Source organism: Paenibacillus sp. FSL R7-0313 (genome assembly GCF_037969885.1).
Taxonomy (GTDB): domain Bacteria; phylum Bacillota; class Bacilli; order Paenibacillales; family Paenibacillaceae; genus Paenibacillus.
In genome coordinates this window covers 5,838,187-5,864,380 of the sequence record NZ_CP150219.1, presented here as the reverse complement: position 1 = coordinate 5,864,380, position 26,194 = coordinate 5,838,187, and the positions used below count along the sequence as shown (strand labels likewise).

The 26,194-nt window shown below is 46.0% G+C and carries 20 protein-coding genes; 17 read left to right on the top strand and 3 right to left on the bottom strand.

The window, feature by feature from the left end:
- The first annotated feature begins 18 nt into the window (after window positions 1–18).
- Both NSQ38_RS25425 and NSQ38_RS25420 read left to right on the top strand, forming a co-directional pair.
- Window positions 19–2,595: a glycoside hydrolase family 2 protein gene (locus tag NSQ38_RS25425; RefSeq protein ID WP_339784701.1), complete on the top strand. Its 2,577-nt coding sequence runs from the start codon at window positions 19–21 to the stop codon at window positions 2,593–2,595.
- Between the two features lie 216 nt (window positions 2,596–2,811).
- Window positions 2,812–3,039 carry a hypothetical protein gene (locus NSQ38_RS25420; protein ID WP_339784699.1) on the top strand — a complete coding sequence of 76 codons (228 nt, stop codon included), beginning with the start codon at window positions 2,812–2,814 and terminating at the stop codon, window positions 3,037–3,039.
- A 117-nt stretch (window positions 3,040–3,156) separates the two neighbouring features.
- Here NSQ38_RS25420 and NSQ38_RS25415 read toward each other — a convergent pair whose 3' ends face one another.
- Entirely contained in the window at window positions 3,157–4,272 is a 1,116-nt protein-coding gene (locus NSQ38_RS25415) for an FAD-dependent monooxygenase (protein ID WP_339784697.1), read from the bottom strand.
- Window positions 4,273–4,543: 271 nt separating this feature from the next.
- Between NSQ38_RS25415 and NSQ38_RS25410 the strand changes: the two genes are divergently transcribed.
- Window positions 4,544–5,026: a MarR family transcriptional regulator gene (locus NSQ38_RS25410; RefSeq protein ID WP_091032120.1), complete on the top strand. Its 483-nt coding sequence runs from the start codon at window positions 4,544–4,546 to the stop codon at window positions 5,024–5,026.
- A gap of 96 nt (window positions 5,027–5,122) precedes the next feature.
- On the opposite strand, the gene NSQ38_RS25405 is transcribed toward NSQ38_RS25410, so the two are convergent.
- On the bottom strand, window positions 5,123–5,422 hold the full coding sequence (locus tag NSQ38_RS25405) for a hypothetical protein (protein WP_047842412.1): 300 nt from the start codon (window positions 5,420–5,422) through the stop codon (window positions 5,123–5,125).
- Window positions 5,423–5,826: 404 nt separating this feature from the next.
- On the opposite strand from NSQ38_RS25405, the gene NSQ38_RS25400 reads away from it, so the two are divergent.
- The 5 genes from NSQ38_RS25400 (at window position 5,827) to NSQ38_RS25380 (ending at window position 10,779) form a co-directional block, all read left to right on the top strand.
- Window positions 5,827–7,851, top strand: a complete 2,025-nt coding sequence (locus NSQ38_RS25400; RefSeq protein ID WP_339183902.1) for a Na+/H+ antiporter — start codon at window positions 5,827–5,829, stop codon at window positions 7,849–7,851.
- 112 nt (window positions 7,852–7,963) lie between these two features.
- The gene (locus NSQ38_RS25395) at window positions 7,964–8,902 is read left to right on the top strand and encodes an aldo/keto reductase (RefSeq protein WP_339784695.1); all 939 of its coding nucleotides are present in this window, start codon (window positions 7,964–7,966) and stop codon (window positions 8,900–8,902) included.
- A 66-nt stretch (window positions 8,903–8,968) separates the two neighbouring features.
- Window positions 8,969–9,757: a polysaccharide deacetylase family protein gene (locus NSQ38_RS25390; protein WP_339784694.1), complete on the top strand. Its 789-nt coding sequence runs from the start codon at window positions 8,969–8,971 to the stop codon at window positions 9,755–9,757.
- A gap of 213 nt (window positions 9,758–9,970) precedes the next feature.
- The gene (locus NSQ38_RS25385) at window positions 9,971–10,177 is read left to right on the top strand and encodes a YwbE family protein (protein WP_026081155.1); all 207 of its coding nucleotides are present in this window, start codon (window positions 9,971–9,973) and stop codon (window positions 10,175–10,177) included.
- A gap of 20 nt (window positions 10,178–10,197) precedes the next feature.
- Window positions 10,198–10,779, top strand: a complete 582-nt coding sequence (locus NSQ38_RS25380; protein ID WP_339784692.1) for a DUF4269 domain-containing protein — start codon at window positions 10,198–10,200, stop codon at window positions 10,777–10,779.
- A 22-nt stretch (window positions 10,780–10,801) separates the two neighbouring features.
- On the opposite strand, the gene NSQ38_RS25375 is transcribed toward NSQ38_RS25380, so the two are convergent.
- Window positions 10,802–12,244 carry a hypothetical protein gene (locus NSQ38_RS25375; RefSeq protein WP_339784690.1) on the bottom strand — a complete coding sequence of 481 codons (1,443 nt, stop codon included), beginning with the start codon at window positions 12,242–12,244 and terminating at the stop codon, window positions 10,802–10,804.
- A 343-nt stretch (window positions 12,245–12,587) separates the two neighbouring features.
- On the opposite strand from NSQ38_RS25375, the gene NSQ38_RS25370 reads away from it, so the two are divergent.
- The 9 genes from NSQ38_RS25370 to NSQ38_RS25330 all read left to right on the top strand — a co-directional run bounded on the left by NSQ38_RS25370 (window position 12,588) and on the right by NSQ38_RS25330 (window position 26,182).
- Window positions 12,588–14,387, top strand: a complete 1,800-nt coding sequence (locus tag NSQ38_RS25370; RefSeq protein ID WP_338593709.1) for a sensor histidine kinase — start codon at window positions 12,588–12,590, stop codon at window positions 14,385–14,387.
- On the top strand, window positions 14,362–15,975 hold the full coding sequence (locus NSQ38_RS25365) for a helix-turn-helix domain-containing protein (protein ID WP_339784688.1): 1,614 nt from the start codon (window positions 14,362–14,364) through the stop codon (window positions 15,973–15,975). Before NSQ38_RS25370 ends, NSQ38_RS25365 begins: the two co-directional genes overlap by 26 nt.
- A 185-nt stretch (window positions 15,976–16,160) precedes the next feature.
- Complete coding sequence (locus NSQ38_RS25360) at window positions 16,161–17,147, top strand: ABC transporter permease subunit (RefSeq protein WP_338593711.1); 987 nt, start codon at window positions 16,161–16,163, stop codon at window positions 17,145–17,147.
- A gap of 17 nt (window positions 17,148–17,164) precedes the next feature.
- Window positions 17,165–18,073, top strand: a complete 909-nt coding sequence (locus NSQ38_RS25355) for a carbohydrate ABC transporter permease (protein ID WP_338593712.1) — start codon at window positions 17,165–17,167, stop codon at window positions 18,071–18,073.
- Between the two features lie 133 nt (window positions 18,074–18,206).
- On the top strand, window positions 18,207–19,736 hold the full coding sequence (locus NSQ38_RS25350) for an ABC transporter substrate-binding protein (protein ID WP_339784686.1): 1,530 nt from the start codon (window positions 18,207–18,209) through the stop codon (window positions 19,734–19,736).
- Between the two features lie 182 nt (window positions 19,737–19,918).
- Window positions 19,919–20,617, top strand: a complete 699-nt coding sequence (locus NSQ38_RS25345) for a hypothetical protein (RefSeq protein WP_338593714.1) — start codon at window positions 19,919–19,921, stop codon at window positions 20,615–20,617.
- Window positions 20,618–20,916: 299 nt separating this feature from the next.
- Window positions 20,917–22,671: a sensor histidine kinase gene (locus tag NSQ38_RS25340; protein ID WP_338593716.1), complete on the top strand. Its 1,755-nt coding sequence runs from the start codon at window positions 20,917–20,919 to the stop codon at window positions 22,669–22,671.
- A gap of 73 nt (window positions 22,672–22,744) precedes the next feature.
- Entirely contained in the window at window positions 22,745–24,373 is a 1,629-nt protein-coding gene (locus tag NSQ38_RS25335) for a response regulator (RefSeq protein ID WP_339784684.1), read from the top strand.
- Window positions 24,374–24,496: 123 nt separating this feature from the next.
- Window positions 24,497–26,182, top strand: a complete 1,686-nt coding sequence (locus tag NSQ38_RS25330; protein WP_339784683.1) for a sugar ABC transporter — start codon at window positions 24,497–24,499, stop codon at window positions 26,180–26,182.
- The last annotated feature ends 12 nt before the right edge of the window (window positions 26,183–26,194 follow it).

The window sequence follows — 26,194 nt, the reverse complement described above, 5'->3', positions numbered from 1 at the left end:
GAGAGTGAGGGCGAACTTATGAAGACCCATAGTTCAAGTCAGGATTTATCGGGACAATGGAAGATACAGCATTTTGAAGTTGGGGACAAGCGGGCAGTGGATGTTGCAGCTGCTGCGCTGGATGACCGTTTCTGGATCGGGGCAGAAGTGCCTGGGGATGTACATGCTGCACTGATTGAGCGCAGTATCATTGATCCGCCCTATTACGGTCATAATGATGCCAAAAGTCGCTGGATTGAGCATAAGGAATGGTGGTACCGCACAACCTTCAATCTGGTGAGAGATGCAGAAACTGAGGAGCACTTTGAATTGGTGTTCGAAGGATTGGATACGTTTGCAACGGTATATGTCAACGGCCATGAAGTCGGGAAAACGGCCAATATGCTTATGTCACATACATTTAACGTCACGTCTCTGGTACGCAGTGGCTGGAATGCGATTGCTGTCAAGTTCGATCCGCTTCACCTGTATCAGCGGGACAAAGAAACCTTTGACTGGTCCTCGTATACGAAGGAACGGCCATGGTTGCGCAAAGCAGCGATGAACTTTGGCTGGGACTGGGGGCCACGTATGGTTACGGTGGGGATCTGGGGTGCTGTACGGCTGGAAAAACGAACAATAGCCAAGCTGGAAAGTGTGTATGCTCGCACGGAATCAGTCAGTACAGAGCTGGCTGTCTTACGCGTCACGGCGGATGTGAAATCCGTCTTGTCTTTCCGTAGCAGACAGAAACGTGAACAGGCTGTGGTTGCGTCCTGTAATGTTCGTTTGCTGGATCGCAATGGACACGAGGTGGCAGGTGCCACTGAACTACCTGTAGAAGGTGGTAAGGCAGATATCAGGTTGAACGTCACGTCACCTCAGTTATGGTGGACTCATGATCTGGGTGAGCCGTATCTGTATACGCTGGAGGTTACATTATACGCAGATGGCGTTGAGGTGGATCGTTATAGCGAGCCTTATGGGTTACGAACGATTGAGCTGGCTCTTCACAATGAACGGGGTGAAGATGCATTTGCTTTTATCCTGAACGGAGTCAAGATCTACGCCAAGGGAGCCAACTGGATTCCGGCTGATCATCTGATTGGCGCCATCCCGAACTCTCGATATCGTGAGCTTGTCGAGCTGTCGGTGGAAGGACATATGAACATGCTGCGTGTCTGGGCTGGTGGTATATATGAGAAGGATGTCTTCTACGATGAGTGTGATCGGCAAGGGGTGTTGGTGTGGCAGGATTTTGCATTTGCGAATGCATTGTTCCCGGATTTCAATCGTGATTTCATGGATAATGTACGGCAAGAGGTAGAAAACAATGTCCTGCGTCTGCGTAACCGTGCCTCGCTTGCCATCTGGTGTGGCAATAATGAAATAGACTGGCTCTATGATATGAAGTCTGCAAGTGGGGATATTACCAGTCCGTTCTATGGCGAACTTATCTATCATGAGCTGATCCCTGAAGTGTTAGATCGCTTGGATCTGTCCCGTCCGTACTGGCCTTCTTCGCCGTTTGGGGACAGCAACGGTCAGGACGCCAATGATCCCGATGTTGGGGATCGTCACAACTGGCAGGTATGGCATGGTTCGGTCTATCCAAGGAAGCATGGAGAGCCACCACTGCTGGACTACAGCATTGAAGGTGTAACGTTCAAAAATTATAAAAAGGATCATGCGTTGTTCAGCAGTGAATTTGGTATGCACGCCTCGGCCAATCGTTACACGTTGGAGAAAAATATGCCCTCAGGGCAGTTTTACTGGGGCAGTCCGGAGATGGCCTATCGCAACAAGGATACCAATCACCAGAAAGGCATTCTGTTGATGGAGGGTTACACAGGGATTCCGCAAAATATAGAAGAGTACATGAACTATTCCATGTTGACTCAAGCAGAAGGGTTGCGTTATGGGATAGAACATTTCCGGCGCATCAATCACCGTAACAGCGGTGCGCTTGTGTGGCAATTGAATGACAGTTGGCCAGGAACAAGCTGGTCCATGATTGATTATGAACTGCTGCCGAAGGCATCCTTTTATTACGGGAAAATATTCTTTCATCCTGTCCTGTTATCACTGGAGCATGAGCCAGGGGAGCCGCTTGCGTTGTGGGTCGTAAACGATACACGTGACGTCTTGAAAGGGGAGCTTCGACTCAATGTCTATGCATTAAATGGAGAGAAGATCTACTCCAGCTCACATGCTGTTGAAGTAACATCTCAAACCTCACTGTGTATTGCTGAATTAACTGAAGCAGAGGTGTTACAGGGCAGACGTGCGGAGGAAGTAATGGTTGAGCTGGTATCCGAAGGGTTCGCGGCGCCGATTAATCGGTACTTCTTGCGTGATCCTAAGGATGTGACGTTGCCAGAGTCGCAATTGAGCGTACATGTGAACGAAGAGGAACAGTCTGTAACGGTTACGGCCAGTGGAGCGATTGCACGATTGGTGAAGCTGGAGCTTCCCCTTGGGCGTGTCCGATTCAGTGACAATTATTTCGATCTGCTCCCCGGTGAAAGCCGAACAGTGAGACTACGTCACCCAGAGCAAACGTCTCTGCCACTGACAGAACTTCGGGTTAGTGCCATGAACGGCAGAGAAGGATAAAATAATAATAATAGACTTCAAATATTATTCGAGGTTCAAGGTGGTAATCCTGATCAGGGATGCCACCTTTTTTTGCTTTTGCAGCAGGTGAGTTCATGTCGTTGTGTCAGGTTACCCTGTCCTTAGTCCACAAGCGAAACTTCCAATCGGGTTCACATGTTGGCATATTAAGGTTAGAATGATGGAAAGCAATCGTTTTCAAAAGGAGGTAATTTTATGTCATTTGTCTTTTATCCGGAGATGGTTATATTCATTCTGATGTTGATCCTGCTGATTATTGGTATTGTATATATCGTTCGTAAAAGCAAACAAGTATTGCGCCGCTTAAACAATCTGGAGAAAGCAGTATATGAAAAAGATAACATCTCATCCTATCCGAAGGACGTTGATACTGTACAAGAAGCACCCAGAGAAGACACGTTTGCTCCACGCAAACGAAAATGAAGAAGGGTACGGAATTACATGAAAAAGATAAACCAACAAGCCAAACAGCCGATTCTTCTCTATGAGGAAGTGATCGGCTGTTTGGGCATATAAACATTTTATCCGTATTAACTGGGTTTAGAGAGAGGATTCATAACGCTGTTGGAAAGAGGATTCCATCTCCACTTGTCGTGCAAGTTGCTGCTGTACCTTTGCACCGCGAATCGTCTGAAGTTCCTGAAGTTGTGCAGTGGAACTGAATTGATCTGCGGCCATTTGGACAAGTAATTCGGAGAGCACATCCGCATCTTCGAGCGCGGCATTAAGTCCAAACGCACCGGTTGGTGTCATGGTATGAGCGGCATCACCGATAAGTACAACATTGTCCTGTGCCCACGACTGGCAATAGCTGCTTTCGACGGATAACAGAACAAAATCACTCCAGCTCTGAATGTTGGCAGCTACAGAATCAGACAGGCAAGGAAAAGCAGATACAAGTTTATCTACAAAAGGAGCAATCGGCTGCTCTCGCAGCTTGGAGTAAGCTCCCTCGGGAATGTTCCATCCAATCTGAACATAACCGCCGAACTGTGAGAACAGTGCGAGCTGTTGACCATCCATGCTGGCCATCCGAACAGCGGGTTCCCAACCTACGGGTGCTGGAATGCGTGCCCAGAGCAGATCATACCCGTGCTTGCGAATCTCGGGGGTCAAACCGGAATGTTTGCGTACAGCAGAATATCTGCCATCAGCACCAACAATAACAGATGCTTGAATGGAGGCAGGAACGCCGTTCTGCCGAATGTTAATACCCACGACCTGGCCGTTTTTGTCTCGTAGCAAGCCAGTCATGATGGTATTAAACAGTACTTGTTCATTGGAGTTGTGCTGCTCAGCGTGCGACACGATGGCTTCCAGGAGATGATCTTGAGGTACATGAATACCAACATGAGATTCTCCATTGCCTGGTGATACCGTATGAATAATCTGCCCATTTTCCCAATACTGAATCTCTTCCAAGAGCAGCGCTCCGCGTTCCTGAATGAGGGAATAGAGGCCGTGTTTATTCAAAATGGCTTCGCCGTCCACATTGAGCAACTCCCCGCGAAACGACTTGTGCAGGTGGGGCTGCCGCTCAATGAGCATCGTGGAGATTCCTTTTTGATTCAGTAAATAAGAAAGCAAAGCACCGCCAGGTCCAGCACCGACGATGCAAACATCTGTTTTGAGTTGAGATTGTATATTCTGATTCATGTGCATAAGTCCCTTACATTATAATGATGGCGCTTCATTTACTTTATAACAACAGATTTATTAAAATCATTAAGTAACTAAAAGTAACTTTAAAGATATAGGTTATTATAAACAAACCCGTTGCCATAATGCAATAGGTGAAACCGGAAATAAAACAAGAGTCTTGCAGTCAACGATAGGGTGTCGGATACAAGCGCATTTTTCACAAACATCATAGTGTAAATATGTTACAATATAAGGTAGGTTATGATGAAAGGCAGGAGGAACGTTTATGAGCCCGGATACGGAGCGAAACTCTCAATTGGCAAATGTAGATCAATTGTTGGAGGCCTTCTTCAGATATAAAAACAAAGTATTGGATCAGCAGCAGAAGACCGAAACCAACTGTAAACTGAATCCGACAAAAAGTCATATATTGGGCATGATTTTACGGGAAAAAAAATGTATGGCGGTTGATGTGGCCAGACAACTTAGTTTGTCTTCCGGCGCAACCACCATTGTACTGAATCAACTGGAGACGGAAGGGTTGATCCAGCGGGTGCGCAGTGAAGAAGATCGGAGGATTGTGTGGCTGTCCTTAACGGATGAAGGCGCGCAGCTAGCCAAGACACTTAATGCGAATCGCGGCCGAATGACATGGGAATTGTTGCAAGCACTTTCCGAAGAGGAGCAACAGCAGATGTTTGGCATGCTGAAGAAAATTGAACTGAAACTGCTGGAGAACATGAAGTCGTTTGAGCAGATCCACCGGTAGTCCATATATGACTTGATCCTTGAAGACGTCAGTCCTCATGAGTTCGTCCCTAATTGCGGGGGGATGAACCTTGAAGACTGGCGTTTTTGAGCTGATCTACAAATGAAAGCGAACCACATGATCTGTCATGCCTTCTTGGATCAAAATTTCTTTTTGCTTGCTGCCCATCAGGTCAAAGTGGGGAAAGGGCTGCCGCCGATGAATGTATCGCGGGTCCAGCCCATGATCGTTGCACCAACGTTCGAGACGTTCCAGATCTGCACAGCCAACTTTGGTGACACTGGTGATACCGGGGAATCGGTTGTCAATCCAGAAATGAGTGAGGTACGCAATCTCACCCCGAGCCACTTGTTCCTTCCAAGCAGCAAGCTCTTGTCGTTTAATTCCAAATGCCATAGATGCAAGTTCCTTTCCAAACGGGTATTGTCCTGAGCATATTGTAACATCTTATATACAGAATCCATCAGAATTCTTCAATCTATATAAGTTAACTAAAGATTATTTACACTGACACTACGATGACAGAATGCCCTTCCAATCGCTGTTATCCCCTGATTTTTTTGATTCCCTTTTCCAAAGGGGAAAATCCGGTGCTAAAGGCGAGCGCTTTGCTTTTTCAGGTTTTTTCTGTCCTCTCCGTTGTCGTGTAAATGAATAGTTCAACTTATATAGACTAGTCTGAGAGCAGTTAAATGGGTATATGAATATGACAACATTTTTATAACAAAGTCTGGATTATGTTAAAATAAACCTATACAACAAAGGTTTCACCACTTCTATAGCGGAAAGGGATTGTCATCATGGAAATATTTATTGCCGTACTTGTGTTACTGGTACTGATTGGTTTATCCAATATTTTAAACCGGTTCGTACCCTTTATTCCCATTCCGCTCATTCAAATCGTGCTTGGTGTAGCTATAGCTTTGCTTCCCGCAGGTGTTCACCTGCCGTTGAATCCGGAATTGTTCTTTGTACTGTTCATCGCACCTTTGTTATACAACGATGGTAAGCGAACACCAAGGAATGAATTATGGAATCTGCGTGCACCGATACTTTTGCTTGCACTAGGGCTTGTATTCGTGACAGTAGTCGTGGCGGGATATGCCATTCATTGGCTGATTCCTTCAATTCCGTTACCTGCTGCTTTTGCTCTTGCAGCCATATTGTCCCCGACAGATGCAGTGGCCGTTGGCGCCATGGCTGGGCGGGTACATTTGCCCAAAGGTATACATAGGCTTCTTGAAGGTGAAGCATTAATGAATGATGCATCCGGCTTGGTCGCCTTCAAATTCGCCATTGCAGCAACAGTTACAGGTGTATTTTCCCTGGCGAATGCAACCTTCAGTTTTATTCTGATTGCGATTGGCGGACTTCTTGTCGGGGCATTGTTATCTTTTCTGTTAATCAGGCTAGGGGTATGGATCCGTAGACTGGGGATGGAAGATGTGACCATTCACATGTTGCTGCAAATCCTGACGCCATTTATCATCTATCTGGTGAGTGAAGAAATTGGGGTATCAGGTATTCTTGCGGTAGTGGCAGGCGGTATTATTCACGCCATTGAGCGTGACCGCGCTGAATCGGTTCAGTTGAAAATGCAGGTGGTATCTGCGAGCACATGGTCAGTCATTTTATTTATACTAAATGGTCTGGTGTTTGTTATTCTGGGTGTACAGGTCCCGGATGTGTTGAGTACCATTTTTGAAAATGTTTCGTTTAATAATCTGCAGGTGTTGGGATACGTGGGCTTGATCTCGGTGCTATTGCTGGTTCTGCGCTTTCTCTGGATCTATCTGTTCTGGCAAGGGAATGAATTGTTGCGTACCAAATCCTCAATTGGCCGGCCCAGATTCAAGGATATTACGATCATTTCCCTCTCTGGGGTACGGGGGGCTGTAACATTGGCGGGTGCGTTCTCAATCCCTTATGTGCTTCAGGATGGATCACCTTTCCCTGAACGGGATCTGATTATTTTCCTCGCGGCAGGGGTTATCCTCTTCTCCCTGATTGCGGCGAGTGTGTTTCTTCCGGTTCTGGCCAAGGACGATGGGAAATCCACAGAAGAAACACCGCAGAAGTCAGAACGAAAAGCACATGACATTATGCTCAATGCGGCAATACGAGCTGTCAAATCCGAAATGAACGATGAGAACAAAGCTGCTGCACTCGCAGTTGTCTCCGACTTGTCCAAGTACATCAGACAGGCCGCAGGTCAGCTTACCGCCGGTAAACGCAAAGATATTCAGAAACAAGAAACGGCTATTAACCTGATTGCCACCCGGGCGGAGCGTAAAGAAGTCGAAGTAATGCTGGACGAAAATGCAATTGCTTCTGATGCGGCCTTCAAATGTGACAGCTGGCTGGATCGCAAGGAAATGATGCTGGCGAATCGCACAAACACTCAGTTCATGACTTCGATCAGCGAGATCGGCCGTGTGTTAGGACATCTGTTCACCAACCGGTCCCAGAAGCCGAATCAACCATTTATGCTTGAAAATGCAGAACTGTTCCGTCAGGTGAAGTTACGCACCTCTGAAGCAGCAATTAAGGCTATTCGTGCCCATATGAACGATGGGAATCGAGTCGTCGCACTGTCGGTCATTGCCAAGTATGAGCGTGTAATTGCCAAACTGCGTACCTGGAACCAGGGTAAAACGGAAGATCCGTTTAATCAGGAGAAATTGGAGTTGCAGATGGTGGCCATTCAGGAACAACGCAATACGGTTCAGCAACTGTATGAAAACGGCGAAATCACCCGTGATGTGGCTGCGAAACTGCGCAGGTTTATTAACGACGTGGAAGCAACTGCGCTCAAAAACACCTAATCCGATAAATCCGATATTTTAAATATGCTAAATGGTTTGATATAATATGTAACAAGAAACATGCATCATTACAGAAATGTACTTATATCGATCAGTGAAGGAGAGATGAGACATGGCAGAACAACAAATTCGATTGGGCAAGACGGATCTGATCGTGAATCCCATTGGATTGGGTGCGAATGCAGTAGGCGGACATAATATCTATCCGGACATGCTGAATGATGAGACAGGTAAGGAAGTGGTTCGTACAGCCTTGAAACAAGGTATTAACTTTGTGGATACGGCATACATCTATGGACCAGAGCATTCCGAACGACTGATTGGTGAAGTACTGAAGGAAACCGGTCAGCGGCAGAATACCATCATTGCAACCAAGGCAGCTCATAAATTAGTGGATGGCAAGATTGTCATAGATAACTCACCTGCTTTTCTGAAAACATCCGTGGATGAGGCGTTGAAACGTCTGCAAACCGATTACATTGATCTGTTCTACATCCACTTTCCGGATGAACATACGCCTAAGGATGAAGCGGTAGATACGTTAAAACAATTAAAAGACGCTGGTAAAATTCGTGCCATTGGCGTATCTAATTTCTCCATTGATCAGTTGCTTGAAGCCAACAAGGACGGGCATGTAGACGTACTGCAATCTGAATATAATCTGTTCAAAAGAGATGCGGAGAAAGAGCTGTTGCCGTATACGGCTGAGCATAACATTTCTTTTGTTCCTTACTTCCCTCTGGCAGCGGGACTGCTGGGCGGGAAATATAATCGTGATACAACCTTTCAGGATGGACGGGCGAAGAACCCGCTGTTTACAGGTGAAGCTTTTATTGAAAATCTCGATAAAGTTGAGCAACTGCGCAGCATAGCACAATCCAAAGATGTTGAGGTTGCTCATCTGGTTTTGGCCTGGTACCTTACTCAGCCTTCGATTGATGCATTGATTCCGGGTGCCAAGCGACCGGAGCAGGTCATTAACAATCTGCAAACATTAAATGTGGAATTAACTGCTGAGGAAATTGCAGTCGTGGATCAGATCTTTCGTTAATGAGTTCGGGTGAATCGGGAAATGCTAACAGGGAGTTTACGTATGAAGACAAAGTGAGGACACCACATGAACCTGAAGGCAGCCCGAGTCATCGGAATGTTCACGCTAATTATTTTGCTGGGTAGCAGTTCTGCCTATGCGAAGCCTGTACAGAAGAACCGTCAGTATTATGAGGAACGAGGAGAGATTGTGTGGGAAGTTCCCACACAGGATAAACTCATCGCCCTTACCTTTGATGATGGACCAGATCCGATTCAGACTCCGCAGATTCTGGCTTTGTTACAGCAGTATCATGCTAAAGGAACTTTTTTTGTACTTGGCAAATGGGCAGATAAATTTCCTGAACTGATTAAGCAGGAACAGCTCGAAGGGCATGAAATCGCCAATCATACCTATGCGCACACGTATGCAGTTCGATCTACTAGTGCGGACAAGTACATGAAGGATATGAACGAAGCAGAAAGTTCCATCATTGAAGCAGGTGCAGAGCGTCCCCTGTTGTTCAGGCCACCGGGCGGTTATTACAATGACATGGTCATTCAGGCTGCCAAACAAAAAGGGTATACCATTGTACTCTGGTCGTGGCATCAGGATACTCGAGACTGGGCTTCTCCAGGTGTATCGGCTATCGTTAACAAAGTGTTGAAGAACGCACGTAATGGGGATATTGTACTTTTTCACGATAAGGTGGAAGGCAAGTCGCATACGGTAGCAGCACTCAAAACGATCCTGCCGAAGTTACAGCAGCAGGGGTACCAATTCGTGACCGTGTCCGAGCTGCTTGCTGTGAAGGCACGTGAAGCTGCGAAGGATGGAACTTCACCTTCGTCTATTTTGAAGCATGTGCAACCCTGAACATGGTAATACAATTAGAAACCGTAGGTCTCAGATGATGAGAACTGCGGTTTCTTTATCTTGGTCTTCATTTAACCATGGAACCAGCCTTAGGAGATTATTGCCGCGTCCCTTTTGTTTTGAAACCAAAACGTCTACAATAGATGGAGCTTTGTGTTTAAGGGTTATATAGTATACAAGATATGAATTACGACATAGAGGAGAGTGAATATGATGAATGGACAACAACGTGTAAATATTAAGCCAGGTCTGGAAGTGGACATTGTGCTGAAGCAGGATCAAGCTACAGGTAAGCTGACACGTGGCATTGTAAAGGATCTGTTAACCAAGTCACCTACGCATCCACACGGAATCAAAGTACGACTGACGAGCGGTCAAGTGGGACGTGTGAAACAGGTCATTACAGGAGGCTCAAACTAACTGTGGCCCAAGGTGGAGAGATGAGTACTACCGCAGAAGTGATGGCACATCTGGCTTCGGGTAATACACGTCAGCATGACGCATATCATGTGTTACAGAGCAGTGGATTGCTCGAAATATTAGCTGACTATCACCCATATCCAGCAGGAACGGTGCCGATTGATATTGATATTCCGGGCAGTGATCTGGATCTGCTGTGTTATGCAGAGGATCTGGACGTGTTTGAAGCCGAGATACACAATCGAATCGGAGCCATTGCTGAATTTCAATGTGTACGTGGTGGGGATCTTCCAGACCAACGTCCTTATGTGACTTGTAATTTGCAAGTGGGACATTGGCCTGTGGAGATTTTTGCCCAATCCGTGCCAGTTTACAGGCAGAATGCATACTTACATATGATCGTAGAGTGGAGATTGTTGCAACTGTGGGGAGACGCGGGACACCGTGAGATCCGCAGACTGAAACAGGCAGGGTGGAAGACGGAGCCTGCTTTTGCTTCTGTTCTTGGATTACAGGGAGATCCATATGTGGACATGCTGCATCTGGCAGAGATGAAACGTGAAGATCTCTGGAACTGGGCCCGTTCACGCACGTCTTTTTGAACGGTTTAGCATAACCCTTTGGTCAGATTAGAAAGATGGCTACAATTGTTGTTACCGTGAGTCCCAGCAGTACAGGCTTCAGGTTGCGTCTTGCAAGTTCAAAAGGACTGACTCCGCAGATTGCAGCAGCAGGGATCAATGCCCATGGAATTAAGGTTCCGCCACCTACCCATATGGCTGCAACCTGACCGAGTGCTGTCAGCACAGGTGCGGAATCTGTCGAACCTGCAAACATGGACGCAATCGAGCCAACCAGGGATATCCCCGAGAACCCCGAACCATCCATTCCGGTCACTGCTCCAGTTACCGTCATTGTAATGGCGCCCACCGTATCATTCAATGGCACCAGTCCAGCAAGTGCAACCCCGAGATCATTCACGATCCCGTGTGAACCTTCAGGAAGAGGATTGTTGAACAACTCCGTAATCGCAGCATCTCCCAGATAAAAAAATGCGGCTATAGGAATAACCGGTCCAAACACCTTGAAACCAAACTGAAATCCTTCGATTAAATAATTGGTCGTTTCCTCTGGTCCGGCATGACGATGTGCGGCAAGGGTAACCGCGATCAGTATAACCACAGCGGTTCCGCCAATCAGAGCTGTTGCGTCGCCGCCTTGCAACTTCAATACAAACATCAGAATCACATCAACTGCGAATAACAGAGGGATAAGCAGAGCGAACACCTTTTGCAGGCGGGGTGACATGGCTTGACGTTCAACAGGCAGATTGCCAGGTAGAGAAGTAGACACAGCCTCTGATGAGGAAGAAGGTTCCATGCGCATGGTGCCTGATATATCGTTTGGGGAATGAGCAGGTGAGCCTGATTTCATCTCTTTGCGCAGCATCCAGAAGGCTGTAAGTGTAGATACGGTTCCCATGACAATAACCAAAGGAATGCTGGCCGTCATGACGGAAGTAACGGGTAGACCGGCTGCATCAGCCGTAAGTTTGGGAGCCCCCTGAATAATGTAATCTCCCGACAGTGCAATCCCATGTCCGAACAGGTTCATGGCAATAGCAGCTCCAATCGGAGGAAGACCTACACGCACGGCTACAGGAAGCAGTACTGCACCGACGAGTGCTACGGCCGGGGATGGCCAGAAAAATAGCGATACGACCATCATGATCAATCCGATACCCCAATATGCGACCTGAGGAGAACGGATAAACCGGGTGACAGGTGTTACCATGACCTCATTAATGCCGGTTCTGATCAGAACACGGCTCATTGCCACAATAATCGAGATGATGAAGATTGTACTTAACAATTCTTTTGTTGCATAGATAAAACTGCTGAAGATCCCAGCAACTGATCCGCTCAAGGTTTCGGTTGCCAGAAGTCCAATGGTCATAATACCCGCGACACAGATGATGGTGGTGTCCCTGCGCCGGATCATAACTGCGATGATCAAGACGATAAATGCAAGGTAGACATAGTGTAACGCAGTGAGTTGAATATTCATCGAACAGGCCTCCCTACATCCTGGTGACTAACCCGAGGAGTGATATATCGTATGCATGTCAAGATCGGGCGTTCGTGGAGTCCGGGGCTTGCCGCAGCATTTATTTTTAGGGAGAAGCATCTGAGCTATAAATGAAGGATTTATTTTACAACTGGAGAATTTATTACAACATGAAGCTTGTTACTCTTAAAATAGGAGCGGATGAAAGTCACCAGAATTGATATGTGAAGGTCACGGGACCCCATAGACAATGGCAAGCAGGGGTGATTACAATAAACATGCCATCATAAGGAAGAAAATAGAAAAAACTATGTTGAACTAAAAGGGCGGGAATCCATAATCCATGAATTTGATCCGTTCACTTCGTTTTAAATTTATAGTGGGTCTTACATTGATCATGCTGCCATTATTCATGCTGCTTTATTACAACAACGTCTACGCCATGAAAGTTGTACGTGACAAAGTATCCCTCACCAATATGAATCATCTCGCCAAGAGTGTGGAGCAAAACGAACGTGTATTACAGGAGACAAATCGGTATTTGTATAGTCTGGGCGAGCGGGACCCGGATATTATCTCTCTGTTTTTTCTGAAATACGGCAGCGGTGATTATATCATTGCAAAGCAACGGATTATGAACAAATTCATGACAGATATCGGTTTTTATAATCTAATCGATTCTTTTTTTCTATATGATGCCGTGAATGATGATCTGCTGCTCGCCACTTCAGGCAATTATGATGTCAAAAAGTCGGTTGTGCAGGAGAGTATGCCAGTCCAGATGCAGCAATTGGAAGGGGATATCCAGAAGCCGGAATGGAGCATTGTGCGAGGCGGGACGTGGAATGCGCTGGTGAAAACAGTGCGAATCAACCAGCAGTTCTATGCAGGCGCACTTGTTGATATGAATGCACTGAATCATACACAACAATTCACTGAATCCGGAGATCGGGGAGGCGCAGTCATTGTTGGAACAGACGGTGGGGCACTATCGGATTCCACATTAAATACTGCACAGATTCAGCTGGCTGCAGCGCATCTTCCCGGCCTGAAGAATCCGTATCAGGTTATCTCTGAAGTTGTGAACAAGGGAGAAGCACGTCAATATTTGATGTTGGGTATTGCCTCGGCCATGTCCGAGATGAATTATATCGTGCTGCTGCCTGAGGAAGACATGATGCGTAACCTCCCGTTTTTCCAGCAGATCATTCGTCTGCTTCCCATTGGTGCGGCAGTAATTCTGGTTACTGCACTGATCTTTTTGCGACATCTGTTATTCCGCCCGATGAATGCGTTAATCCGAGGCATGAGAAGGGTCAGCCGTGGAGATCTCGATGTGAAGCTGGACCCGCCATCTTCTTCGGAGCTTGAATTTATGACACGAAGTTTCAATCAAATGACCAGTGAGATCAGGCATCTGAAGATTGATGTGTATGAGGAACAGCTGCGGACGCGGGAGGCAGAGTTCAAACAACTGCAGATGCAGATCAATCCTCACTTTTACCTGAATTCACTCAATATTATTCATAGTCTGGCTTCCTTGCAAAAACATGAGTTGGTGCAGCAGATGGCTGGTCATCTGGCCGATTATTTTCGATTCAGTCTGCGTGCAGGCAAACGTGTTATTCGTCTGGATGAAGAGCTCGAGCACATTCGTCATTACTTGGAAATTCAAAAGCTGAGGTTTCCAAGCAGATTCGATTTTGAACTGGATGTTGAACCGAATTTGGGACATTATGTGATTCCGCCATTAACCATTCAGCCTTTTGTGGAGAATGCCATTATTCATGGATTTCAGCGCCGGACACAAGCCTTTGTCATTCGGATCGTGGCGCGCCTCGGTGAGAAGTCGTCCGGTCAGGACGATGGAACGGTGCTTCAACTGATGATTGTGGACAACGGTGTCGGATTTGAAGAGGAATTGTTGGGGCGGCTGCAACATGGACAATACGCTGAAGACCCGAGTGGACAGCATATCGGTATATGGAACGTGGCTCATCGGCTTTTAGTGAAGTATGGTGATCAAGCCAGTTTGCAGTTTGGCAATGAGGTGGATCATGGCGCCAAAGTCATCATTGATTTACCCGCTCAGACCGAAGAGGAAGAAGGGGGAGCCTATGCGGAACCTGTTGATCGTGGATGATGAAGTGTATGCATTACAAGCAATGGTGGAAGGCGTCGATTGGCAAGCAGCAGGCATTGACCAGGTATACAGTGCTGGTGATGCCGAAGAGGCAAGAAAGATTTTAAAGGCTAATGCTATTGATATCATGATCTGTGATATCGAGATGCCTGGTGAAACAGGGCTTGACCTGCAAAGTTGGGTGTTAAAACATGATCCAGGCATACTGACCATTTTCCTGACAGGGCATGCTTTATTCGATTATGCTCAGACAGCCATTAAGCTAAGCAGCTTTGATTATGTGTTGAAGCCGGCTCCAGCGGATCAATTGATTAAGGTAGTAACTCAGGCAGTGGAGAAGATCAAGGATGGAGAGCAGCGTACCCGTACCAACGAAGTTTATGAGACCGTATACAAACGCTGGAAAACCCATAAACCGCTACTGACGGAACGCTTCTGGAAGGATGCCATCTCTCAGCGTATCACGTTAACCGAACAACGGTTGCAAGAGCTCGCAGAACTGTATGGTGCCGAGATTGATCCGCAGGCTCGTGTGTTACCCATTGTGATCTCGGTAGAGGAATGGGTGCGTGATTTTGATTTGCGTGACGAAGAGGTATTGGAATATGCCCTTCGTAATGCAGCCAAAGAGATGCTGCTAGGCGACAAACCCGGTGAGGTGTTCCAGGATCAAAGTGGATTAAATATTGTGCTTGCTTATGAGCAAGATGGCATCATTCCGAGTGCGAGCGAAGTGGCACAACGTTGTCAGGGGTATATCCAGGAATGTGGTACGTATTTCTATTGTCGGTTGTCCTGTTATGTTGGTGCCCCGGTTACTGTAACTGAGCTGCAAGGCATGTTAAATGAACTGATGGATATGGAACGGCGCAATATTAAGGAGCTTGAAGAAGTTTTTGTCTATGATGAGCGGGGAAGAGATCAGGAAGATCGCTTTTTGCCTATTCCATGGTTTTCGGAATTATCCATTCTTTTTGAGACGGGTAAAGTAGGGGATTTGCGAGAACGTGTGGATGAGATTTTTGAGTTGCTTGCTGCCCAAGAGGGTTTGTCTCCTGAAATGCTGCATCTCTACTATCATGCCATGCTGCATGTGGTCTACCCGTTGCTTCATCAGAAAAACGTGTCAATACGCAGTCTGTATCCGGGTGAACGGGAGCCGGAAGAGGGTATGGTGACAAGGTCGTTGCCGCAGTTGAAGCAATGGACGTCTGATCTGATTTATCGTGTTATCCCGGTATTGTACCCGGACGATCATAGCCCCATGACCATTGTGGATCAGTTGTGCGTTTATATTGAAACTCATATTGGTGAAGAACTTATGCGAGAGGAGCTTGCAGCTTTTGCCGGATTCAATCCCGCTTATCTATCACGTCTGTTTCGGAAAGAGAAGGGGATGTCCCTATCTGAGTTTATTCTGCAGGGCAGAGTAGCCAAAGCGAAGACATTGTTGTCCCAGTCCACCGTCAAAGTGACGGATATCGCTGGCAAGGTGGGGTACTATAATTACTCGCATTTCACCAAAATGTTCAAAAAGTGCACGGGTATAACGCCACAGGAGTTCCGAAAACAGTCACGTACCGTATAGTTCAGGGCGCAGCATGCTGCGCCTTTTGTTTTGTTTAATTTGGCACTAAAGTCATAATTTGATAAGTCAACAGGTCACCACAGCAGATAGAGGTCTTACTCGCCCCGCCGTATACTTGAACCACAGGAGCCGCAACGGAGCTTCATCCTGAGGAAGAATTCAAGAGGAGTGAGGGAGAACAAGTTATGAAGACACAACCCCAGGCGGGTAAGGGAGTACGGATATCGGATATACCGGGAGAAACAGTCCGAAAGCGCAAGTCTGTGTGGCACAATCTTGGCAAATTCAAGGTGCTGTATCTCATGTTCTTGCCAGGTGTCCTGTTTCTGCTGGTGAACAACTACATGCCGATGTTCGGCGTTCTGATCGCATTCAAAAATGTAAACTATGCTGATGGTATTTGGGGTAGCCCATGGAGTGGATGGGACAATTTTAAATATTTGTTCTCAACCAGTGATGCATGGGAAATTACCCGAAATACACTCGCGTATAACACGGTGTTCATTGCACTGAATCTCTTTGTAGGTGTCGGGCTTGCTATTCTGCTCAATGAAGTGAAGAACAAGGCGATGTCCAAGTTATATCAATCACTTATGTTATTACCGTATTTCCTGTCCATGATTGTGGTCAGTTATCTGGTACTGGCTTTCCTGGGCAAGGATTCAGGCTTCATGAACTCAACGATTCTGCAGATGTTCGGCGGTCAGCCGATCGACTGGTATTCAGAGCCGAAGTATTGGCCGTATATTTTGCCACTGGTGAACACATGGAAAAATATTGGATATTATGCCGTCATTTATCTGGCAGCTGTCGTGGGTATCGATGAAGAATATTATGAAGCAGCTGTGCTCGATGGAGCAACCAAGTGGCATCAGATACGCTTCATTACCATTCCGTTTCTCGTCCCATTAATCGTCATTATGACGTTATTGCAAATTGGCCGTATATTCTATGCAGACTTCAGTCTGTTCTATCAGGTTCCATTGGAATCGGGAGCGCTGTTCCCTGTAACGAATGTACTGGATACCTACGTATATCGTACGTTCCTTATCGGTGGAGATATCGGGATGTCATCAGCAGCCGGTCTATACCAAGCAATCGTTGGATTTGTGCTGGTTCTTGTATCCAATACCATCGTAAGGCGAATAGATAAAGATAATGCATTATTTTGAGAGGAGGCAAGTCAGCTGTGAAATCACGTGATCCACTAGCCGTATCGAAGCGTTCCGCATCCGTTATTCATGCGATGTTTCTGTTCTATGCCATTGCCTGTATCGTGCCGATCCTGCTTGTCTTCGCCATCTCATTTTCGGACGAGACAACAGTCATTGCCAATGGATATAAGCTTATTCCAGAGAAGTTCAGCCTGACGGCTTATGAGTTTCTGTTTAGAGATATGGATCAGATCATTCACTCGTATGGTATATCCTTTATTGTTACTGTTGTAGGTACCATTACAAGTGTTGCGCTGACCGCATTGTATGCGTATCCGCTCTCACGGAGAGATTTGCCTTACCGGGGCTGGTTCGCCTTTTTCATCTTCTTCACAATGTTGTTCAATGGGGGTTTGGTACCTTGGTACCTGGTCTATGTCAACGTATTGGATCTGAAAAACTCCATACTGGCACTCATTATGCCGCTACTGCTATCCCCATTCTTTGTACTGGTCATGCGTACATTCTTCGCGAACTCCATTCCGGTGTCCATTCTGGAATCGGCTCGGATTGATGGTGCGGGAGAATTGAGAACGTTTGCACGTATCGTGCTTCCGCTCTCTCTTCCCGTAATGGCAACCGTCGCGTTGTTCAGTACACTGAATTACTGGAATGACTGGTACCTTAGCATGATTTTTATATCAGATAACCGGACGATCAGCCTTCAGTACCTTATGTACCGGACGCTGCTCGATATTCAATATTTAACAACCAACTCCAACGTCTCTTCACAGATTTCGTCGCAGGGTGGATTGCTGAATCTGCCTAACAAAACTCTGCAAATGGCGATGGCTGTAGTCGGTATTGGTCCAATTGTACTGGCATATCCGTTCTTCCAGCGTTATTTCATCAAAGGTCTTACGGTTGGCGCTGTGAAGGGATAACTCTGAACCGGTTAGCAGAGTGGGCAAGGTAAATGAAGATGGACTGAAAGGGCATATACAGAAGTAGTTATCGGTTTATTTGTGAATTGGGGAATTCGGTTGTATGGTTCAACACATGACAGGAGGGGTTCAATTGGTTAGATCATTAAAGGTATGGTCACGCATGATGGCAACGGTTATGGCGCTGAGCCTGGTGCTGGCAGCTTGCTCATCAGACAAGGGTGGAACGACAACACCTGCCGCAGAAGGCGGAGGAGCAAGTGAAGGTGGGGGCAAACCCTATGAAGTGACACTGTTCTACCCAGGGACACCACAGAAGGATGTCGCTCTGGTGGAAGCCGAGATTAACAAAAAGATGGAACCAAAGATCGGAGCCACGCTTAAGATCAATGCAATTGACTGGGGACAGTGGGATAACAAGCTGAATCTCATGATTTCTTCAGGTGAAAAATCAGACATTATCTTCACAGCAGCTTGGCAGAACTACACGGTGAATGTAGCTAAAGGCGCATTCTTGCCCTTGAATGATCTGCTTGATGCACATGGTCAGGATATTAAGAAAAACCTGGACCCTGCCTTTCTGGAAGGTTCGCAGGTGGACGGCGTGAATTACGGGGTTCCTACGAATAAGGAACTCGCTGCCACACGTGGTGTATTGGTACGTAAAGATCTGGCTGACAAGTATAAGCTGGACCTGACAGCCGTAAAAACTTGGGCTGATCTGGAGCCTCTGCTCAAAACAATCAAGGAAAACGAGCCAGCCATTACACCATTCTATATGTCCAATACCAACGGTAACGGGCTGTTGGAGAATCTGGATTGGGATTATCTCGGTGATGCTTCCGTACCTGGGGTCATCTCCAAAACAGCAGGCGGAACAACGGTGCTGAATGAAGTGGAGACCCCTGAATTCAAAGAAGCGGCTGAACTCGCTCGCAAGTGGTATCAAGCGGGATATATCAACAGTGATGCTGCTACTTCTAATGTGTTCCCGAAAGACCAGGCGAAGGCTGGAAAAGCGTTTCTCTGGACAGATGGCATGAAGCCAGGCAAGGATAAAGAAGAAGAAGGGTATGTGGGTTTCCCACTCACTCAGATTGAGATGACACAGCCGACAATCACGACGGGTGATGCGTCTGGAGCGATGCTTGCAATCTCCCGTTCCTCCGAGCAACCGGAGAAAGCGATGCAGGTCATTAACCTGCTGCATTCCGACAAGGAAATTAACAACTTGCTGAACTTCGGAATTGAAGGTACTCATTATGTGAAAAAAGACGGACAGGATAATATCATTACTCTCCCTGAAGGCGTTGATGCCAACAGTCGTACCTATAACCCAGGTGCCCAATGGCAGCTTGGTAACCAGTTCCTGAACTTCCTATGGGATAATGAAGATCCGCAGAAGTGGGAAAAGTTCAAAGAATTTAACGCCAAAGGTGTGAAGTCTCCAGCACTGGGCTTTACATTCAACAGTCAATCTGTCAAAAATGAAATTGCTGCGGTCAACAACGTGAACAAACAGTTCAAGCCGGGTATGACATCGGGCGCCGTTGATCCAAATGAGATGATTCCGAAATATCTCGAGAAATTGAAAGCAGCAGGAATTGATAAAATTATTGCAGCCAAACAGGAACAACTTGATGCATTCCTTTCCCAGAAGTAAATGATTATCAGCTATGATAGAGAGACTTGTGTTCTACAAGCTCTCATCGGTGGCAAATAGGGAGGACGTTTTCGGTGAACAACCGAAGGCGTTCTTTTTTATTGTTGTTTTTTTGATTTGGATTGTTAATCATAAATAGGAAAAATATGATATAATAAGGTGGTTGATTAGGGGGTGTTCGTGTGTCGAGAACCAGACTTGTGTTCTCAGGGGCTTTATTGCTATTTGCTATCATCTTTACATTTAACCATCACCTTGGTTTTTCTGTTGGAGATACCATGCTGTCAGCAATAGGTATATCACCGTATACTACGTCTTATTTAAGTGGTGTACATATCACACTTTTCCTGGGGATGGGAATCTTTGCTTGCGGCTTCTACCTTACACGCAAAGAAATCGGGAAATCGTTCCCCGGTCTTGCAAAAGGGTTATGGATCGTAGTTATCGCTATCGTTCTCAGTTATTCGTACATGACGGATAAATTCATGTATGTAGCCAAGTGGGGAGCTTCAGGCATTAATGCGGTATCCTATGTACAGAATGCAAGCTCTTGTACCTTTAACGTGCTGAAAACGGGTGAGACCCGAGCAACATGTGACCTGACACTCAAAAATTACGGCAGAGATTCCGTATCCGCCGTGTTATTGCCTGATCTCGCACGCAGTTATAAGTTTAAGGACGATCCACTATTGGAAGCCTTGCAGTCTGTCCAATTAAGGCCCGTACATGTTGAGATTGAACGCCATGGAACGTTTACAGGCAAGTTGGAGTTTTACGGGAAAGCAGAATCCCCTCTGTTCGTCAATGGGAAACTTATGGATATTGTACTGGATGTAGGCGTGGATGGAGCGAATACGGTATTTGATTATGATATTCCATAGTTGATATTTTCATAGAAAAAAAGAATAATTACATAAACAGAAGTGGAATAAGGTTTGAGTTGAATAGAACGATTTAAGATATATAATGAAATTAGATAGAGAGCTGGCTAATCGCTGGCTCTTTTTGTGCGTGGAAGTTGCATTTAGTGCAGAAATATTGGTTTTGTCTCCTTCCCCCTTGAATTGGTAACGCTTACGCTAGATAATGAATCGGTTTGTCTAAAAAAAATAGTTTGTCTTTAGCGCTTACATCATTACAATTAATGTCACGACAAATTAAGACAAGGTGAGATGAAAAGATGTCATATCGGACAAACCTGTTTTCCAAAATGGTCATTCTTATTCTGATTATGCTGATTCCTGTAGTACTTCTGTACTGGTACTCCAATCACAAAACAACAGCTGTTCTCAGAGATGAGTTGAATCGATCGAATAGTAACCAGCTTGAATTTTTCCAAAATCAAGTGAACACACACATTGAACTGTTATCCTCATGGCCGAATCTGCTCATACATGATCCTGATATTGCCAGCTTCAAGCGAATCTATGCGGACAGTAACTACTTTGATCTGGATGCGATCAACCTGGTCAAACGTATTCAGAATAAGCTGAGTATTCAGGAAAGCTCATCCAATTGGGCCACAAAGTTATATCTGTACTCTCCTTCGCTGGGCAGGGTGGTTTCCGAAAGGGACGCACGTTCTTACGATAAACAAGCGCTAAGGCAGAATATCAGTTCCGGCTGGGATGTACGCAAAATTCAGGATGGGGAAGATGATCGGTTCATGTTTAGCTGGATTACGGTATCTCCGTACGGGATTAAAGACCCGGCTAATAATGCGGAAACGATTATTAAACTGGAATTTGATAGTGATAACATTCGGGATATGCTCGACAAATTCAAGGACGATGGCAGGCATGATCCCTTCTATTTCCGAGAAGAGTCGGGGGTTATCTATAACCGGACTTCAGATCGTTCATTAACGAATCAGTTGATGGAAGAACTGTCCGTCCATAAACTTCAGGACGTTGATAATCGTACAGTAGTGATCGGGAACGAGCCTTACATGGTCAATACCGTGAAATCCAGTACAACAGGCTGGTATTTGGTGGACTACATGCCCCTGTCAGATATTCTGAAGCCCATTCATCAATCCAATATGCTGTTTTATTCTTCCATGATTTGTTTGTTGTTAATGAGTTTTGGTGTGGCGTACTTGTTCTATGTACAGGTGCAGGTACCAGTAAAACAACTCATTCGCGGATTCCAGCGGTTGAAGCAGGAAGATTATTCCGTGAGGATTAAGCCAAAGGGCCGCAATGAATTCAGTTTCCTGTCTGAACGGTTCAACTTGATGGTGGAGCAGATCCAGCAGTTATTTGAACACGTTTATCTGGAACAGATTCATGTGCGTGAAGCCCGGTTGAAGCAGCTGCAATCGCAGATTAACCCGCACTTTTTCTATAATTGTTTCTCCTTCATTACAAGTATGGCGAAGCTGAAGCGTATGGACGCGGTTGTAGCGATGTCGCATAACCTATCACGATATTATCGGTATACGACAAGACAGGAGCGGGACGTGGTACCGTTGACGGAAGAGATTGAATTTGTCAGCTGTTATCTGGAGATCCAACGGATGCGTATGGATCGGATTCATTACAAGATTGATCTGTCTGATGAGATGTTAAGACAGGAGGTACCGCCACTTATCGTGCAACCACTAGTGGAGAATGCGGTGATTCATGGTATCGAAGCGGACGCGGAAGCCGGAGAAATAAGAGTATCCGGGGAAAAACAGGGCGGTGTCATGGTTCTTGTGGTTGAAGATGATGGGCAAGGCATGACACAGGAGGCACGTGAGACGCTTCTGAATAAGCTTAGGGGAACGATGGATCAGGAGATGGGCTGTGGCCTGTGGAATGTGAATCAGAGACTCCAGCTTCGATATGGGGAGCAGGCAGGGCTTGATATAACGGAATCGGAACTTGGTGGATTACGCGTTACGCTGTCGTGGCCTGCCGAGCAGCAGTTTCTTCTGGAGAATGAAGGATAAGCACTTGGAACGTGTAGCGCATGATGAACGATGGAATCCATTTGCAGAATGAACGAAATAGGGAGTGAATCACTTGATTGATATATTACTGGTAGATGATGAGACATACGTAACAGAAAGTCTGGAACTTACAATCCCCTGGGGAGAGCTTGGAGTAACGACTGTGCTTCGTGCCGCTTCGGGTAAAGAAGCGCTGGAAATTCTGGAGGAAAATGCAGTGGATATCGTGGTGACCGATATTCGCATGCCTGGCATGTCCGGACTGGATCTGATTGCAGAGGTAAGCAAACGTTGGTCCCACATTCGCTGTATCTTGCTGACGGGTCACAGTGATTTTACTTATGCGAAGAAAGCGATTCAATTGCAGGCGGCGGATTATATCCTGAAACCTGTAAACGATGATGAATTTATGAGTTCCGTGTCGGCAGCTATCACATCTCTTCGCGATGAGTGGGATGAATTCGATAAATATCACCGGCTCTTGTACAGTCGGAAGTCTGACTATAAAATTTTACGGGAAAATCTTATGCATGATCTGCTGCTGGGGCGTGAGATCACGGCGCGGGCACTTCGGGAACAACTGCAACAATATGAGATTCATATTGACCCGGAACAATCGGCTGTGATGATGCTGATTCGCCTTACAGGACGCTTCTCATCAATGGACCAGCAGTCTCTGGATCTGATGGATTTTGCGGTAGGTAATATTGCAGAGGAAGTACTTGGAGAGCAATTTAACGTGTGGTTTGGTCGCGGACCCCATGAGTGTCTGGTAATGTTTTTGCAGAATCAAGAACAGATCGAAGCTCCGCAGATGGACTTGGAGACGCTGAGAATCTCAGCTGAAACTTTCCGTGAACATGTTATTCGATATTTGCAGGGAGACCTGTCCATGGTAGTTACACCGTCATTTCCCTTTAATGAATTGACAGTAGCTTATCGAAAAAGTCTGGGTTCGCTTGTCCTTTCAGGACCAGAAGAACACAAGATTATATATATGGACATGGATCAGGCACTCGGCAAAAGACCGGAGAATGATGCAACGCAGGCGCTCGAAGAGCTGTACAAACCACCTGTACTTCCACAATTGCTTGAGACCAAGCAATGGGAAGCGGCGGCGCGTAAGCTGAACACGGTTTTTGACGAGGCAGAACAGGTACGATTGTCCAGAGAACATGTGTATGAGATGTATCTGTCGGTAACTAATGCATTTATGTATATCGCACATAAACAGGGGCATCTGGTGCATGAGATTGATCATGCGGGATTCGATCTGCTCCTTGCGCATCAGTTGATTCAATCCCCCGAGAAGCTGCGGCGCTGGGCAACCGAGATGCTGGCGAAGCTTCAGGAAGAGTTGTCCGATCAGGAAGGTGTGCAGAGTCGCAGACATGTGATCAAACAGGTTCAGGAGCTGGTGACAAGAGATACAGGACAGGATCTGTCGGTGAAGATGATTGCGGACAAGGTATATCTACACCCCGTATATCTATCAAAAATTTACAAGGCAGAGACAGGGGAAGGTCTTGGGGACTACATGATTCGTATGCGCATGGAGCGTGCTCTGTATCTGCTTAAGAATAGCAACAAAAAAATATACGAGATTACAAGTGAGCTTGGCTATCAAAATCCGCAATATTTCAGCAAAATGTTCAAAAAACATTATGGTATGACACCAAATGAATTTCGGGATCAGGCATAATTACAACAACATTCCAGAATATAGGTTGGCAAAGGTGCAGAAATCTTGATTTCGTATCATAGGCTCAAAGGCCTGGTCAGCCTATAATGAAAGGGTAACCAAAACGATTTAAGGGGGAACAACATGAGAGCGCAATCAACGAAAAAGAGATTCTTGACGCTTCTCGCTACAACGCTGTGTCTGACTGTCGTTCTTGCAGGATGTTCAGGCGGCAGTGGAGGCGGAGATAATGCAGCTTCAAACACAACAGGAACTGAAAACGAATACAAAGAGAAATACGATCCGCCAGTTACGATTACAACAGCCTGGGGAATTGATCCAGAGCTGAAATTCAAAAATGGCGAATCCATGGAAAATAACGTGGCAACCAAGTGGGCCAAAGATCAATTCGGTATTGAAATCAAATCGTTGTGGTCAGTAACAGACACAAATGGTGCATTTGCAACCAAGCTTCGTCTTGCCATGTCATCAGGACAGGAAATGCCTGATATTGTAAACGTGGGTGATAATCTGCTTGCTCAGGATCTGATTGATTCTGGAATGTATCAAGAAGTAGGTCCACTGTTCGATAAGTATGCTTCGGACACATGGAAAAAAGCAATTGAACAAGATCCAAACGTATGGAACCAATATAGCCGTGATGGCAAAAGAATGGGTATCCCTGTTTTGGACTACGCATACAACAATGATTACTTGCTCTGGATTCGCCAGGACTGGCTGGACAAGTTGAATCTGAAAGCACCAAAAACAATCGATGAGCTGGAAACCGTTATGGAAGCATTCAAAAACAATAACCCTGACGGATTGGCTCCTGATAAAGTCACTCCGCTCAGCATTGGATTCAAAACTTCCATGAATACATGGATGGGAGACCCATCTTGGATCTTCGGAGCATATGGAACATTGCCGTTCCAATGGAATCTGGGGGAAGATGGCAAGCTGGAGTATGGCTCCATCAATCCGGGTATGAAGCAAGGTCTGACCAAATTGAGCGAATGGCTCAAAAAAGGATATATCCCGCAGGAAGCAGCTCTATGGGATGAGAACAAAACAGCAGAACCAGCAGTTGCAGGAACTGCCGGCATTATTCCAGGACCTTACTGGATGAGTGGATGGCCACTTCTGGATACAGTGAAAAATGTACCGAGTGCGGTATGGAAACCGATTGAAATTCCTACCGGTCCTGAAGGCAAAGCGATGCGTCACGGAACTCAGTTCGTTAATGGTGTTACGTTGATCAAAAAAGATATGGCACACCCAGAAGCATTCTTTACGTACCAGAACTACCTGTTTGACAATTATGCAGACCCAGCACCAGGTAGCCCTTATGATAACGGTCTGTTTGCAGGTTATGACTATCAATTGGATGCAAATGGAAAACAAATGCCGATTGACGAAATCGAAGGCGGATACGTGAACGTTGTACGTTATTTGCTTGTTCGTGACGGTGCTCGTATTCCAGATGCACAGATGAAAGCTCTGATGAACTTGGCCAATGGTAAAGAGCCTGAAACCAAGCTTGAAAAAGATGTTGCTGTCAACTACGGTAAAGAGACTCCAGCAGCAGCGAAAGTGTTGCTAAGCCAAGAAGAAATTTCCTTCAAGAACATGTTCACAGGTCCGACAACAAAGACGATGAAATCCAAGTTGGACTATCTGAACAAAATCGAGAATCAGGCATTTAACGAAATTATCTATGGCAAAAATCCGGTTGATGCGTTTGATACCTTTGTACAAACGTGGAAATCGGGTGGCGGTGACCAAATCACGCAAGAGGTTAACGAATGGTATGACAGTGTGAAAAAATAGTTTTAAGCAGCG